Here is a 13,242-nt window from a genome sequence, read left to right as displayed (position 1 = left end):
AGACACGAACGGAAGCGCGCTACGAAAACAGTAGTACCGGTTTGAGTACCGAGCCGTCCACGATCGCGTCTGCTGCCTCATTGATCTGAGCGAACTCGAATGTGCGTATGAGCTTGTCGAGTGGGAAGCGACCCTGCTCGATCAGTTTCACGAGCGCGGGGAGAAAGAGCTGCGGAGTGGAGTCGCCCTCGGTAATGCCCACGAGGGAACGGCCGTTGAGCAGGAACATGACATCGACATCCACGGTGGACCCCGCGGGCGGTGCGCCGATTGACCCGGCCGTGCCGAGGGGGGCGAGCGCCATGATGGCCGAACGCAACACGCCGACGTTGCCGGTTGTATCAAGCGCGTAGTTGACACCGATACCGTCGGTGAGGTCGAGCAGCGTCTGCACGATATCGATGTCGCGCGAGTTAATTACGCGGGTGGCCCCCACCTCACGGGCTAGGTCAAGCCGGGACTCCACGAGGTCAACCGCAATGATCTCGGTGGCCCCCGTGAGGCGCGCAGCCATGACCGCTGAGAGCCCGACCGCTCCGGCCCCGAACACCACGATGCTGGAGCCGGCCTCCGGTTGAAGAATATTGAGCACGGCTCCCGCCCCCGTCTGGATGCCGCAGCCCAGCGGGGCGAGCAGGCTCAGATCGGCGGTGTCGCTCACCCGGGTGACCCCGCGCTCATCGGCGAGCACAAACGTGGCAAATGAGGACTGGGCGAAGAAGTGGCTGTTGAGCTCGGCACCGTTCTGGGTGATTGCCGTGCTGCCGTCGGTGCGGCGGCCGCCCAACAGATTACGCGGCAAGAATGTGACGCAGTAGGCGGGGTGCCCGGTGGTGCAGTTGCGGCACTCACCACAACTGGTGAATGAGAGCAGCACCTGGTCGCCCGGTTTCACCGAGGTCACGCTACTGCCCACTCGCTCCACAATTCCGGCACCCTCATGGCCGAGCACGCCGGGCAGGGGGAAGGGGATGTGGCCGGCCCGCACGCCGAGGTCGGTGTGGCAAACGCCCGCGGCGACGATTTTGACGAGAACCTCGTCGGGGCGGGGATCCTCTAGCTGGACATCCTCAATCACAAACGGTTGGTGGTGATCGTGTAGGACGGCGGCTTGAATGGTGTGTGACACGGGGGTGCTCCTTTGCAGTGGGGGTCCGGGATGCTCGGCTCGGCGGTGAGCGAGCGCCCGGGCGTCATCCACTTATGCTAGACCCGCCGCGAGGCCGGGGCTGGGGCGACACGAGCGGGCGGAGCCGTTTTTGAGCTGAAGCTCCCGCTCATGAGTGCCAGCTCGGCGGTGGCAGGGGAGGGGTAGCCGCATCGAAACGAGTCACGTTGTTGGCGGCCACGCGGATGGTGGACCCGATTGTCTCGCTGTTCGGGGCTCAGATAAAACCTGGGAAATCGTAGCGCACTTCTCTGGTCGCGAGCCCGCATTCTGTGCACGAAGCCGGGTGGGGCTTTCTTCCGTTATCGCAGGCTGAGGCTGAGGCTGAGGCTGTCGCCGAGCGATATTGTGCGGGTGCCGTACAGGTAGAGGCCGGAGGAGAGGACGACGTAGATGAGCTCGTTGTCGCTCATCAGGGCGCTGCTACTGTCGGTGGTGGTTGTTTCGTCATTCATGGGGGGACTCCTCGTGTTGATCGGGCCAAGCCCGAGGCGAATGAGTCAATCCTCGCGAGGTCTCCCCGGTAGCGAATCATCCTCCGGGACCAACCGTGTCATACCAGGGTGCGGTGTACTGAGAGATATCGCACCCCTTGGCTGTACGCGGCAGCCGTTATGCGGCGCTCTGCGCGAGCCAATTCCGTATGGACTTCTCGTCAATATCGCTGATCGAGGTGAACCGGGCCGTCGCCATCCGCGGGCCGGGCACGAGAGTACCACTCGTATCGACGATGGGCGAGGCGTTCCAGATCATGAACGTGACGTAGCGCGGGTAGGCCTTGAACCCGGCGACGGGTGCCCTCGCGAGGAGCCAGACGGGATGTGCATGCCATAACTGTCCCGCCGCCTCGGGGAGCGCCGAGTCGAGGAGTGAGCGCAGGGCAACCGAAATCTCCTGCTGGGCGGGGTCGAGTGCAGCGATATAGTCGTCCAGGGTGCTCATGGGGGTGTCCTTTCGCCGACGTGAGGTTTAGCAGAAGTGTAGTTCAGCGAATTGCCCAGCGGGCGGAATGCGACCCATAAAAAAGGATCGGCTACCTCGCGGGGTAACCGATCCTGTGGGCGTGTGATGTGCCTCCGAGTGGAGCTGCCGGGAATTGAACCCGGGTCCGCTGCTGTGATTCTGTGCCTTCTACGGGTGTATCTTGTGAAATCGTTCTACTCGGCCCCGATCTTTGTCACAAGCACCTAGATCGACGGGCCCAGTCCCAGTTTAAGTCCCGATAAGTCCTGAAACGCGGCTTATCAGCAAGCTCCCTAATCGACGCCAGAGCACGGGGCGGAAGCATACCCGGTCTGACGGACTTGCTACTCGGCCTTAGGCGGCGAGAGCGAAGTCGGTGCGCTTAGAATTGGCACCTATTGTTTTGCACAGATCGTTAACGAGATAACTGTGCATCCTCGACCCGCTTCTCACAGTTTCGCAGGCAACGTCGAAACCGATCAGCCCCTGAGGGTGGCCGCCGCGAACGGAGGCCAAGCGTTGGGTCACATCACACGCTATTGAATTATTACCCCGTGCGTAGACCGCACGTAGCCCTCAAGGCTACCGTTTTCTGTGTAGAAATACAAACGAAGAGAGAAGCCTGGCCCGCTCGTCCGGCAGGTCCACCGGGTTGAGGGAACTCGTGGAACTGGTCAGGATGCGCTCATTCCGCACCCGTCGCGGCGAGCTCCTGGACGGTCTGTCGGCGGGCGCGCAGTGCGGCCCACGCGCCGCTGAGGGATACCCGGTCAATTGTGCGCCAGCCCCGCTGCCAGAGGTGCTGGTTGAGGAGATCTTCGGTGATCTCGGTATCCTCGCCCAGCGGAAAACCGATCCAGACCGCATCGACGTGGGCGAGTGCATTCAGATGCCCGTCAAGCCCACCGGGTAGGTCGCCGGTGTCCCGCAGAAACGTGATCGCCACCGAGGCCCCGGTGCTGGGGCTGGTCGTGGCCCGGGCGTCCAGGGGGAGCGGTTCAACGAGTGTGTGCAGATCGGCACCCGACCCCATTATCCACACGCGGTCCCCCGGCTTGATGAGCAATCTTTCGGCATTGGTTTTTGCGGGCATCATGCGGCCTCCATTGAGTGTCTGCTCATTACGCTACTGCCTGCGGGACGGCGACGGAAGGGATGTGACGGAGTATGGAAGTGAGTAATTGTGATGCTAGCCGAAAATAAATGATTTGAAGCGTCAACTAATAGGCGTAGCATAGGATTCATGACCGTGCCGAGATGGTTGAACCCCACAGAACGCGAGCTGTGGTTGAAGCTCAATGCCATTGCGACGCTCATGGCCGGTGCCGTCGAACCGCAGCTCAAGCGGGACGCAGGGCTCAGCCTGTTTGAGTATCATGTGCTCGCGATGCTGTCCGAGGCCCCCGACCGTTCTCTGCTCATGAGCAACCTGGCCTTCCACAGTAACTCGTCCCTCTCTCGACTCTCCCATGTGGTCACCCGCCTGGAGAAGCAGGGGTGGGTGACCCGGTCCGCGTGCCCCAGTGACGGCCGCGCCACCATCGCCAGCCTGACTCCCGAGGGCTGGGCGAAGATCGTAGCGACGGCCCCCGGCCACGTTGAATCAGTGCGTGAGATCATCTTTGACCCGCTTGCGAGCGAACAGGTGGAGCAGCTCAATGACCTGCTCCAGCCCCTGCTCGAATCCATCGACCCGGACCGCCGGGTTATCTCGAATCAGGAGTAACCGCCCCTCCCCATGACACATCCCTCCGCGGCCGCCCACGCCAATCGACGACGATGGCAGGCGTTTGCCGTGGCTACGAGCGTGTCGGCTCTCACCATTCTTGATCTGAGTAAGGTCAACGTGGGTATCCCCTCAATTGAGCGCGCGCTCGGTGCGGGCCCCACGGATATCCAACTCATCGTCGCAGGCTACGCCCTCGCTCTTGGCCTTGTGCTGGTTCCCGCGGGGCGGCTCGGGGACCTCTTCTCGCGCCGGACCATGTTCATTGCCGGACTCATTACCTTCGTGACCGCGAGTATGCTGTGCGCCAGCGCACCCTCGGTGCACTTTCTCGTGCTGTTCCGGATTATCCAGGGTGTTGCCGCAGGCATTCAGACTCCCCAGGTGATCGGGATGATCCAGGAGCTTTTTCAGGGGGAGGAGCGCGGGCGTGCGTTCGGTGTGTTCGGTGCCACGATTGGCCTCTCGACCGCTCTCGGCCCCACCGTCGGTGGTCTGCTGATCGGTGTGGGCGGCGAGCCTGACGGCTGGCGGCTACTGTTCTGGATGAACGTCCCGCTCGGCGTTGCAGCCCTCATCGGTGCCTGGTTTGTTCTGCCCCGCACTCCATCCAACCGGGTGGGCCCGGTGTATCTGGACCCGGTGGGGGTGCTCCTGCTGGGGGTCACGGTATTTTCGCTCATGCTGCCGTTTGTGCTCACCACCGGGTCGGCGGATGATTCGCCCGCCCGCTGGGGGTGGTTGGCCCTCGCTGCTGCTGCCGCGCTCTGCTTTGTGCTCTGGGAACGGCGGTATGCGGCCCGAGGCCGCACGCCGCTCATTAACTTTCTGCTGTTCCGAATCCCCTCCTACCGCAACGGCATCCTGGTGGGCGGTGCCTACTTTGCCGGGATGCCCGCGGCCTTCCTCCTTTCCACCCTGTACCTACAGACGGGCCTGGGCCTCGCACCCGTCGCGGCCGGGCTGGTGAGTATCTCGTTTGCGCTCTGCTCGGCGGGCACCGCGTGGTGGAGCGGTCGTCTCGTGAGCCGATGGGGGCGTCCCCTTGTGGTGCTCGGCCTCCTGATCGTGGTGGTGGGCTTCATGGGGGTGCTGGTTGCCGGGTACTATGCGCCCCGTGAATATGCCCCGTGGCTCATGGCCGCGGCGCTCGCGGTGGCCGGGTTTGGTGCCGGGGGCGTGCTTGCGCCCAACCAGACGCTCACTCTCGCCGAGATTCCTGTGACGGATGGTGGTCTGGCCGGCTCAATCGGTCAGCTCGTGCAGCGTGTGAGTACCGCAATCGGTACGGCTGCGGCCAGCTCGCTTTTTTTCGCGACGATCTACCGCGAGACGGTGGGTTCGGCCGGAGCCGACGATACGGGTGTGTATCGGGACGCCTTTCTGCATGGATTTATGGTTGTGATCGGGTTTTTCATCCTGGCGTGTGTGGTGGCGTTGCTCGATATGCGAGGGCGTCGCAAACGCGCGGCCGCGATGGCGTTGTAGCGCGGTGATGTTGCGGGGTGTGGTGCGGGGAGTGGTCTCGACACCCACGCGGTTAGCGGGCGAGAATGTCGAGTGCCTGCTGGTGGAGGAGGCCGTTGGTGGCGAGGGAGTTGCCGCAGTGGCTGCCCGGGGTGCCGTCGATGCCGGTGAAACGGCCACCGGCCTCCTCGACAATGGTGATAACGGCCGAGAGGTCGTAGGGTTTGACGTCGAATTCTCCGACGATGTCAATCACGCCCTCGGCGAGAAGCATGTACCCCCAGGAGTCACCAAATGCGCGGTCTCGCCACACGCTACGGCTCAACGCGGTGAGCGTATCCAGGTAGCCCGCGTCGTCCCACTGGCCGAGGCTCTGGAAGCTGAGCCAGGCATCCGTGAGCCTGCTCACGCCGGATACCCGGAGGGGGCGGGGCTCGCCACCGTTGTCGCTCAGCCAGGCACCCGCGCCGCGGGCAGCCCACCAACGTTTCTGGGCCGCGGGGGCAGAGACCACGCCGACCTGGGCGATGCCGTCGATTTCGAGCGAGATGAGGGTGGCCCAGCCGGGTATGCCCCGCATGTAGTTGGCGGTGCCGTCAATCGGGTCGATGATCCACTGGCGGGGGCTCGCTCCCTCGATTCCGAATTCCTCGCCGAGAATGCTGTCCTCGGGGCGCTCCTGTTGTAACCGGGCCCGAATGGCCTGCTCGACAGCCCGGTCCGCGTCGGTCACGTTGGTGCTGTCGGGTTTGGTGGTGACCACCAGGTCAGCTGCCCGGTAGCGGGCGAGGGAGAGGGCGTCGGCACGAGCGGCCAGTTCGCGGGCGAGGGCGAGGTCGTCGGCGAGGGTGGGTGCAGTCACCCTGACAGCTTAGCTGCGGCACCCCAATACTTCGCGCGTCGGCATCCGGTAGCGGGCCCATAAAAATAATTTTTGTTCGGGTATGCGTGCATTAACGCGTGTAAGGAGTTATAGTTTCGGTATGACGAACTTTTCGGTGGTGACGAGACGGGGCGAGATGGACGGTCGGGGTGTCGGTGGCTCCCGATCACGGTTGCTGGGCTTTGCTCGACTGGCCGGAGGCGTGTTTCTGGGCCTGACCGTTCTGGTGTCAGGCTCCGCGCTCTTCTCGCTGCTCTAGCCGCCTGTTTGTGTACCGCATCTAACCTGTTCCGGGGTGTCCCATTCTGGTCACGGGCTCAGACGGACTGTGGTCGCTGCCCGCCCCGTTTTGCGCTCGCCCTAAAGAACTGTTAGGATCAATTCTTGGTTCTGCTGCTCAGCGGCCACGCACCTCTAGCTCAATCGGCAGAGCAACTGACTCTTAATCAGTGGGTTCCGGGTTCAAGTCCCGGGGGGTGCACTCGTTAGCCTTCTGCCTCTCGCCAGGCAGGGGGCTTTCGTTATTCTATGCCGCCGCAGATGCCTCCGTCAGCGAGGCCTACGGCAGGTAGTCGGACGTTACCGCGGCACCTACCCGGGTGCCGTCAGGGCTCGTGTACCGCGCGGCGAGCGTGAACGCCGTGTCTGAGGACAGCCCGGACCCGTTGGCAGTCAGCCGCAGGGTGTCGGTGCCGCGCGTCGGCATGAGGTGGTGCGAGTAGAGCCCGCGGTTCTCGGCCAGCTCAACCGTCGCTCCCGCTGGCGACGTGACGGCGAAAGAAAACGCATCCGTGGACGAAGTGATCGAGAGGGCGGGGGTGTCGGTGAGCGAAACCTCCCAACCACCGGCAGCGTTGGCCGTCACGGTTGTCATCCGGTATCTCGAGACGAGTCCGGGCGGTATGGCGAAGCTGACCGAGTCGGGAACGACGGCTGCCGCGGAGGTCGAGTTGGTGTTTGGGGCTGGTGCTGCGGTTGAGTCGCGAGCGGCCGCGGCCAGGGCGTCGGCAGCGGGGTCGCTGCCGGTGTTGCCCGCTGGCTCCGCTGAGGAGATGCCCGATTGCCCGGCAGGCCCCGTGGTTCCGGGTTCGCGGGTTGGCTGCAGAATAACCCCTGGTCTTGCGGGCCGGATCGGCATATCCTGATGTCACCGTGACCGAGAGGACGTCCGCCGTGATTGCTCGAATGCCACTCATCCAGCACATTGTCGAGTTGCTTACCGGGCACACGAGCGTTTCGCTGACCGGTTCGCGCTGGTCGGGGCGCACCACCGTCCTCACCGCCGTGATTGATATCATGCGTCGCGACCATATCCCCGTGACGGTGCACGGTATTGGCCGTGCGCTTCCGCTCGAAGCCGTACGGCTGGCGTTGCCCACCCAGGTACGTAAGGCGCTCGGCCCCGCCTGCACGGCGAGCGATGTGATCGAGGCGCTCATCGACATGTTCACCACGCGTCCCGGTGTCTTCTTCATCGACGATGCCGACGAACTGGATGACGTGTCCTGGGCCGTGATCTCGGCCCTCCACCGCACCAGGGGCACCGCTATCCTGGCCACCAGTTTTCGCCGGGCCGATGAGCACCACGCTGACGACCTCATGCAGCTGGCGCATCCCGTCGTCAATATCTCTCTCGGTGAGCTCTCGCTGGAGTCTACCCACGAGCTGCTGGAGGATCGGGCTCAGAACCTCATCTCGCCCGTTGTGACGGGGCAGATTCATACGCTCGCCGCGGGGGTGCCCGGTTTTGCCGTCGCGCTATTGGACGCGGCGATGGGGAGCGGGGTGGTCTTCACGGAGGGATCGATGCTGGTCGCCGAGGGCGATATCTGGTCGCCCGCAATGAACGGGGCCTACGAGACGCTGCTTCAGCGGTATCCGATTAACCTGCAGGAGGCTCTCGAAATGCTGTCGCTGGCGGGGACCGTCACCCTGCCGACGGCACGGGCTTTTGTTACTCAGCCCGTGCTGGAAGCCCTACACGAGAACGCCCTGATTAAGGTCGCGGTGAAGGGGGACCGTACGATTGTTTCGGTAACGCCTCCCGGTATCCGCGACTACTTCCGGCACCAGCCGCCCACGCCCCGGCGTGATCGGCTCACCGAAAGTATGTTCAGCGCACTCGCCGCGACCACTCCTGAGGAGGTCGCCGCGCTCAACTCGCGTTTCCAGGCCAGGGTCTCCGGAGGGCCGGGGCTCGAAACCCCCGCGTCATCCCTGGACGCGCATATGTTTGCCGAGGACTACACGATTCACCTCGCGACCTGCCGCTTTACCTGGGGAAACGCCCCCACCGTGGCCAACGCGATCGAGTATCTGTACACGCAACTCACCGGGAACAACGACCCGGAAGTTGTTGAGATGGTGCTTCGCGACACCGATTGGACGCTCGGTTACACCCCGCTGGAGGAGTTCGATTTTCGATACCTGCACGCGCGTTGGCTCACCTCCCAGGGCGCGGCTGAGGCCGAGGTGCGTGCCGCGTTGCGTGCGGAGGATGATTACGCGTATCAGGATGCGCTCGACACGATCATGTACATGCTGGGGATTGAGGCCCACGGATTGCCGGATACCTTCGTGGAGGATTTGACGGAGATCTCTACCCGCCCCGATTTCAACGGCACCGTGGCCTCCGGAGTGTTGGCTGCGGCCTACATCCTGTCCGGTCGCGCCCGCGAGGCGGTACCCATGCTTGATCGAATGGATGACACCGGCCAGCTCTGGCGTAACTACCAGGTGAGCGTGCTGCGCGGGCTCGCCCTCGCCGGGGTCGGGGAGTATGCCGAGGCCGCCCGCTTTGCCCGGCGCAAGGTTGACGAGGCCGTTGCGAGCTCAGATCGGCTGGCGCTCGTGGGTAACGCCTATGTGGGGGCGCTGAGCCTGTGCCTACTCGGCCAGTTTGAGGAGGCCTACACGCTGGCTGGCCGGGTCGTGGGGATGGGTATCGTAAGCATTCCGGTAGCCTTCGCCGTGGACAAGGCCCTCCTGATTTGTCAGTCGGTGAGCGCACTTCGCACCGGGCGTATGTCGAGCTTTGATAGTCTGCGCGAGTTTGCGTGCCAGGCCATTGGCGATAGTGAATCGGTTCCGTTCGGCACGTTGGACTGGGCAGATGCCGCCTCCACCCTCACCGACAAGGACCGTGACGCTGCGGCCCACAAGTTCCGCGCGGTGGCCGAGGAGGCTCGCGCGAGCGGTTACGACTTTGCCGCCGATATCGCCGTGTTGCTCTCGTTGCTGTCCCACTACGATCCCGAGGTGGCGGAGGCTTTCGCCCCGGCGGCTGAGCGCGTGGGTGGTGCGCTGTTCCCGGCCCTCCTGGCCGCCCGTCAGGCGAGCCAGTTCTCCGATCCCGACGGTATCTACCAGGCGGCAGAGGCGCTTCAGATGGCGGGGGCTACGAGCGAGGCCATCCGCTACTTCGCGCTGTCGGCACGTTATTACCGTGAGCGGCGAGATGTGGACGGTGTGCACCGTGCCCGGCTCGCGATCCGCACGGTGACGGCACCGGGTGGTGGCTCGACCTCCGAGGTGGACACCCTGGCGCAGAGTTCGGTTGTGTTCACCCCGCGGGAGACCGAGATTGTTGATCTGGTGGCCAGGGGGCTCAGTAACAGCGAGATCGCCGCGGCCCTGGTCGTGAGCACGCGCACGGTTGAGAGCCACATTAACAACATTCGGCGGAAGACCGCGGCGATTGATCGCGACGATATTGTGGCGTTTGCCCGGGTGCGGGGGGCGTCGTAGCGAGGTGTGAGGTGTTGTCCAAGAGGTAACACCGGGTGCCAGGATCTTGCTCGGTTCGTTCCCGTGATTGCCAGTGCGCCTACGCACCTGCTCGTGCTGAGATCGCTGAGAGTGGCCGCGACACCAACTGAGTCGGCCAGGTATCTGGCTCAGCCCCATCACCCTCGTGGGGTCTGTGTCCTAGCTGTTTCCGGTGGCAGCATCGGTCCCACGGGAAGCGTTGCGCGGGCCGCTGCTGTGGCCAGACCACGGCCCCAGGCACCGGGCCAGCGCGTCACTCTGCTCGCGGTTCAGCGTTCCCGGAAAATACGCCATCACCTCGGGGTCGGCGTTGAGTGCCGCAAACGGTGCGAGATCGGCATCGGTCCAGTTCCGCAGGCTCACGCTGCCGTGGAGTGTGACGAGGGCTGTCATCGTAGCAGTGTAGCCCTGACATCCGCCGCGGCGATAGCGTCGCCATGCTACGTGCCGCGGTTGAGCCGTTCCAGGTAACGGCGGAGCGCCTCCATATCCTCGAGGGACCAGCCATCGAGGCGGCTGTAGAATTTTTCGCGGCTCAGTACGCGCAGCTTATCCAGCTGGGTACGGCCCGCGGGGGTGAGCCGCAGGAGCATCGCGCGTCCGTCCTCCGGGTCGGGCTCGCCCTCCACCAGTCCGAAATCGCGTAGCGCGCGCAGCTGGCGGCTGACCGCGCTCTTGTCCATGTCGAGGGTGGCGGCGACCTGGCCAGCCTGGGCTGGTTCATTCGCCGCCACCCAGCGCAGCACGGTGAGACCGGCCGGTTGTAGGTGGGGGTGCACGAGAGACGCTCCGCGCTGGGAGAGGGTGCGGGTGCTCGCGAGCAGGTGGGCAAGTTCTTCGCCCACGCCGCGCGCCACCTCCACGCGGGCCGGGTCTCCCTCGGGGGGGTGCCCGGCCGGGTGTGGTGTGTCTCGCGTCACGCCCCTCATCCTAACGGCCCCGGACGGCCTCGGTCTCAATCGTGGCCTCGGCATCAACGCCTATCTCAGCCGCTGCGGCCTCCGGCTTGCCCTTCTCCGCGAGCTGTTGTACGGCCGTTTTGGTTCCCAGCGTGGCGTTCGGCAGCAGGATGACCATCACGATGGTCAGCACGGCGAGGGGGAGGGCCATCAGGAAGACATCTCCCACCGCCACCCCGTAGGCCGACTCCACCACGGTGCGAATGGGCCCCGGCAGCTCCGAAACGTGGGGGATACTGCCCCCGCTGAGCCCGGAGGTGGTCGGGTCAATGCCCAGCTTGACCACGCCATCCGTGATTAACTCCGAGACCTTGCTGGCGAGCATCGCGCCCATCACCGAGACACCAATCGTGCCGCCCAGGCTGCGGAAGAAGGCCACACCCGAGCTGGCTACGCCAAGGTTCTGCGGGGGCACGCTGTTCTGCACCACCAGAACGAGGTTCTGCATCACCATACCCACGCCGAGGCCCAGGGTCGCCATGTACACGGAGACGAGCGCGTAGTTGGTGTCGTAGCGGATGGTGCTCATGAAGGCCAGGCCGACGGTCATCAGGACGGAACCGGTAATCATAAACGGCTTCCATGTGCCCGTGCGGCTAATGAGTGTGCCGATCACGGTCGAGGCAATGAAGGTGCCCAGTACCATGGGCAGTGTGAGCAGACCCGATTGGGTGGGCGTCGCTCCGCGGGCCAGCTGCATGTACTGGCTCAGGAACACCGAGGTGCCAAACATCGCGACCCCCACCGAGATGGAAGCGATGACGCCGTAGACAAACGTCTTGTTGCGGAACAGTGACATCGGCAGGATGGGCTCCTCGACGTGTAGCTCGACGAGCACGGCCGCGACGAGCAGAACGAGTGATCCACCGGCCATCAGGAGGGTCTCCCAGGACATCCACTCGAATTGGTTACCCGCGAGCGAGATCCAGATGAGCAGGAGCGAAATGCCGCCGGCAATAAGCGCGGCCCCCATGTAGTCGATGGTCACCGTGCGGCGACGGTCGGGCAGGTGCAGCGTGAGCTGGATGAGGATGATCGCGGCCACGGCGATCGGGGTCCCGATGAAGAAGTTCCACCGCCAGCCGATTCCGTCGGTGATGAACCCGCCGAGCAGTGGGCCGCCCACGGTACCCACGGCCATCACGCCGCCGAGCAGGCCCATGTATTTGCCGCGGTCGCGGGGGCTGATGATGTCGGCCAGAACCACCTGAACGAGCGCGGTCAGGCCGCCGGCCCCGAGGCCCTGGAACACCCGGAAGACGATCAACCAGGTGGTGTCCTGCGAGAGTCCGGCCAGGCAAGAGCCGAAGACAAAGATGACCAGCGCGATTTGCACAAGGAGCTTGCGGCTCATCAGGTCGGCGAGTTTTCCCCAGATGGGGGTACTCACGGTGGTGGCAAGCAGAGTGGAGGTGACCACCCAGGTGAAGGCGTTTTGGTTACCGCCCAGGTCCGAGATGATGACGGGCAGGGAGGTCGAGACGACCGTTCCCGACAGGATTGCGACGAGCATCCCGAGCAGGAGGCCGGAGAGGGCCTGGAGGACCTGCTTGTGGGTCATCGCGACGGAGTGGTCTCGGGGGGTCGCCGGTGTGGCGGCGGTTTCGTGCGTATTATCGCGGGTCATCGTTCTCCAGTGTGAGGGGGGGCGCGTCGGCGCACCAATTGTTGACAGAAGTCAACTATATGTATCTAGTTGACTTCTGTCAACTTGTTTTGTGTGCATACTAAATCCGGTAGAGTTGCTGCCCATGGTCAGTGACGTCATGATTGTTCCGATCACGCCCGACGACTGGGACGAATACCGCACCCTTCGCCTGGAAATGCTGGGCGATACTCCCATTGCCTATCTCGAAACCCGGGAGCACGCCCTCGGTCTTAACGATGAAGCCTGGAAGTTTCGGGCCTGGCGCGCCAACGGTCCCACCACGCTGGGCCTCGCCGGGGTTGACGCGAGCGGCAATACCCCCGTGTGGGTGGGCACCATGAGTGCTTATCTGTCCTCGCCAGGGGTCGCCCACCTCGTGAGTGTCTACCTGAACGCCGGTTATCGGGGCAGCGATGTGGCCGACCGGATGCTCGACCGCGTCGTCGAGTGGGCGCAGGATCGCCCCGATGTGGCCGTGCTGAAACTGCTCGTGCACGAAGACAACGCGCGGGCCATTGCCTTCTACGAGCGACAGGGATTCACCCGAACCGGCCACAGCGAGCCCTACCCGCTCAACCTGGAGCGCAGCGAGATCGAAATGTCGATGAACGTTTAGGTCCTCGTCCCCACACCTCCCTCGGGGGAGTTATGGCCAGGAAA

At 64.1% G+C, this 13,242-nt stretch carries 14 protein-coding genes, 1 tRNA gene and 1 other RNA gene; 6 read left to right on the top strand and 10 right to left on the bottom strand.

Translation table 11 applies throughout. The features are described 5' to 3' along the window. Nucleotides 1-19 precede the first annotated feature (19 nt). The 5 genes from FB466_RS01395 to FB466_RS01380 all read right to left on the bottom strand — a co-directional run bounded on the left by FB466_RS01395 (nt 20) and on the right by FB466_RS01380 (nt 3,227). Complete coding sequence (locus tag FB466_RS01395; RefSeq protein WP_141915250.1) at nt 20-1,129, bottom strand: NAD(P)-dependent alcohol dehydrogenase; 1,110 nt, start codon at nt 1,127-1,129, stop codon at nt 20-22. 341 nt (nt 1,130-1,470) lie between these two features. Then, complete coding sequence (locus FB466_RS13350; RefSeq protein WP_170205975.1) at nt 1,471-1,623, bottom strand: hypothetical protein; 153 nt, start codon at nt 1,621-1,623, stop codon at nt 1,471-1,473. A 157-nt stretch (nt 1,624-1,780) separates the two neighbouring features. Continuing rightward, the gene (locus FB466_RS01390) at nt 1,781-2,110 is read right to left on the bottom strand and encodes a DUF1801 domain-containing protein (RefSeq protein WP_141915249.1); all 330 of its coding nucleotides are present in this window, start codon (nt 2,108-2,110) and stop codon (nt 1,781-1,783) included. Nucleotides 2,111-2,246: 136 nt separating this feature from the next. Then, nucleotides 2,247-2,618, bottom strand: a transfer-messenger RNA (tmRNA) gene (gene ssrA / locus FB466_RS01385). A gap of 198 nt (nt 2,619-2,816) precedes the next feature. Further along, a complete protein-coding gene (locus FB466_RS01380; RefSeq protein ID WP_141915247.1) occupies nt 2,817-3,227 on the bottom strand; it encodes a hypothetical protein in 411 nt (136 codons plus the stop codon). A 147-nt stretch (nt 3,228-3,374) separates the two neighbouring features. On the opposite strand from FB466_RS01380, the gene FB466_RS01375 reads away from it, so the two are divergent. Both FB466_RS01375 and FB466_RS01370 read left to right on the top strand, forming a co-directional pair. Beyond that, a complete protein-coding gene (locus tag FB466_RS01375) occupies nt 3,375-3,857 on the top strand; it encodes a MarR family winged helix-turn-helix transcriptional regulator (protein ID WP_141915245.1) in 483 nt (160 codons plus the stop codon). A 12-nt stretch (nt 3,858-3,869) separates the two neighbouring features. After that, a complete protein-coding gene (locus FB466_RS01370; RefSeq protein ID WP_141915243.1) occupies nt 3,870-5,345 on the top strand; it encodes an MFS transporter in 1,476 nt (491 codons plus the stop codon). 52 nt (nt 5,346-5,397) lie between these two features. Here FB466_RS01370 and FB466_RS01365 read toward each other — a convergent pair whose 3' ends face one another. After that, nucleotides 5,398-6,186 carry an inositol monophosphatase family protein gene (locus tag FB466_RS01365; protein ID WP_141915241.1) on the bottom strand — a complete coding sequence of 263 codons (789 nt, stop codon included), beginning with the start codon at nt 6,184-6,186 and terminating at the stop codon, nt 5,398-5,400. Nucleotides 6,187-6,307: 121 nt separating this feature from the next. On the opposite strand from FB466_RS01365, the gene FB466_RS13345 reads away from it, so the two are divergent. Continuing rightward, entirely contained in the window at nt 6,308-6,466 is a 159-nt protein-coding gene (locus tag FB466_RS13345) for a hypothetical protein (protein WP_170205974.1), read from the top strand. Between the two features lie 149 nt (nt 6,467-6,615). Beyond that, nucleotides 6,616-6,688: transfer RNA gene (locus FB466_RS01360), tRNA-Lys, on the top strand. A 78-nt stretch (nt 6,689-6,766) separates the two neighbouring features. On the opposite strand, the gene FB466_RS01355 is transcribed toward FB466_RS01360, so the two are convergent. Next, on the bottom strand, nt 6,767-7,345 hold the full coding sequence (locus FB466_RS01355) for a hypothetical protein (RefSeq protein ID WP_141915239.1): 579 nt from the start codon (nt 7,343-7,345) through the stop codon (nt 6,767-6,769). A 14-nt stretch (nt 7,346-7,359) separates the two neighbouring features. Between FB466_RS01355 and FB466_RS01350 the strand changes: the two genes are divergently transcribed. After that, the gene (locus tag FB466_RS01350; protein ID WP_141915237.1) at nt 7,360-9,954 is read left to right on the top strand and encodes a helix-turn-helix transcriptional regulator; all 2,595 of its coding nucleotides are present in this window, start codon (nt 7,360-7,362) and stop codon (nt 9,952-9,954) included. Between the two features lie 180 nt (nt 9,955-10,134). Here FB466_RS01350 and FB466_RS13575 read toward each other — a convergent pair whose 3' ends face one another. From FB466_RS13575 to FB466_RS01335, 3 genes are read right to left on the bottom strand one after another with little or no spacing between them, the layout of a single operon-like run. Beyond that, complete coding sequence (locus FB466_RS13575; RefSeq protein ID WP_211344734.1) at nt 10,135-10,368, bottom strand: GNAT family N-acetyltransferase; 234 nt, start codon at nt 10,366-10,368, stop codon at nt 10,135-10,137. A gap of 47 nt (nt 10,369-10,415) precedes the next feature. Next, entirely contained in the window at nt 10,416-10,895 is a 480-nt protein-coding gene (locus FB466_RS01340; RefSeq protein WP_170205973.1) for a MarR family winged helix-turn-helix transcriptional regulator, read from the bottom strand. Nucleotides 10,896-10,905: 10 nt separating this feature from the next. Next, a complete protein-coding gene (locus tag FB466_RS01335) occupies nt 10,906-12,561 on the bottom strand; it encodes an MDR family MFS transporter (RefSeq protein WP_425460882.1) in 1,656 nt (551 codons plus the stop codon). 124 nt (nt 12,562-12,685) lie between these two features. Between FB466_RS01335 and FB466_RS01330 the strand changes: the two genes are divergently transcribed. Continuing rightward, nucleotides 12,686-13,198, top strand: coding sequence for a GNAT family N-acetyltransferase (locus tag FB466_RS01330; protein WP_141915233.1), 513 nt, complete (start codon nt 12,686-12,688; stop codon nt 13,196-13,198). The last annotated feature ends 44 nt before the right edge of the window (nt 13,199-13,242 follow it).

It is taken from the genome of Klugiella xanthotipulae, assembly GCF_006716695.1.
GTDB lineage: Bacteria > Actinomycetota > Actinomycetes > Actinomycetales > Microbacteriaceae > Klugiella > Klugiella xanthotipulae.
The sequence above is the reverse complement of the archived record's forward strand: the minus strand, read 5'-3'. Positions and strand labels throughout refer to the sequence as shown.

Bases quoted from the DNA above. Each gene is read 5' to 3' on its own strand.
- FB466_RS13350 (WP_170205975.1), bottom strand. From the start codon at position 1,623: ATGAATGACGAAACAACCACCACCGACAGTAGCAGCGCCCTGATGAGC.
- FB466_RS01390 (WP_141915249.1), bottom strand. From the start codon at position 2,110: ATGAGCACCCTGGACGACTATATCGCTGCACTCGACCCCGCCCAGCAG.
- FB466_RS01380 (WP_141915247.1), bottom strand. From the start codon at position 3,227: ATGATGCCCGCAAAAACCAATGCCGAAAGATTGCTCATCAAGCCGGGG.
- FB466_RS01375 (WP_141915245.1), top strand. From the start codon at position 3,375: ATGACCGTGCCGAGATGGTTGAACCCCACAGAACGCGAGCTGTGGTTG.
- FB466_RS01370 (WP_141915243.1), top strand. From the start codon at position 3,870: ATGACACATCCCTCCGCGGCCGCCCACGCCAATCGACGACGATGGCAG.
- FB466_RS13345 (WP_170205974.1), top strand. From the start codon at position 6,308: ATGACGAACTTTTCGGTGGTGACGAGACGGGGCGAGATGGACGGTCGG.
- FB466_RS01355 (WP_141915239.1), bottom strand. From the start codon at position 7,345: ATGCCGATCCGGCCCGCAAGACCAGGGGTTATTCTGCAGCCAACCCGC.
- FB466_RS13575 (WP_211344734.1), bottom strand. From the start codon at position 10,368: ATGACAGCCCTCGTCACACTCCACGGCAGCGTGAGCCTGCGGAACTGG.
- FB466_RS01335 (WP_425460882.1), bottom strand. From the start codon at position 12,561: ATGACCCGCGATAATACGCACGAAACCGCCGCCACACCGGCGACCCCC.
- FB466_RS01330 (WP_141915233.1), top strand. From the start codon at position 12,686: ATGGTCAGTGACGTCATGATTGTTCCGATCACGCCCGACGACTGGGAC.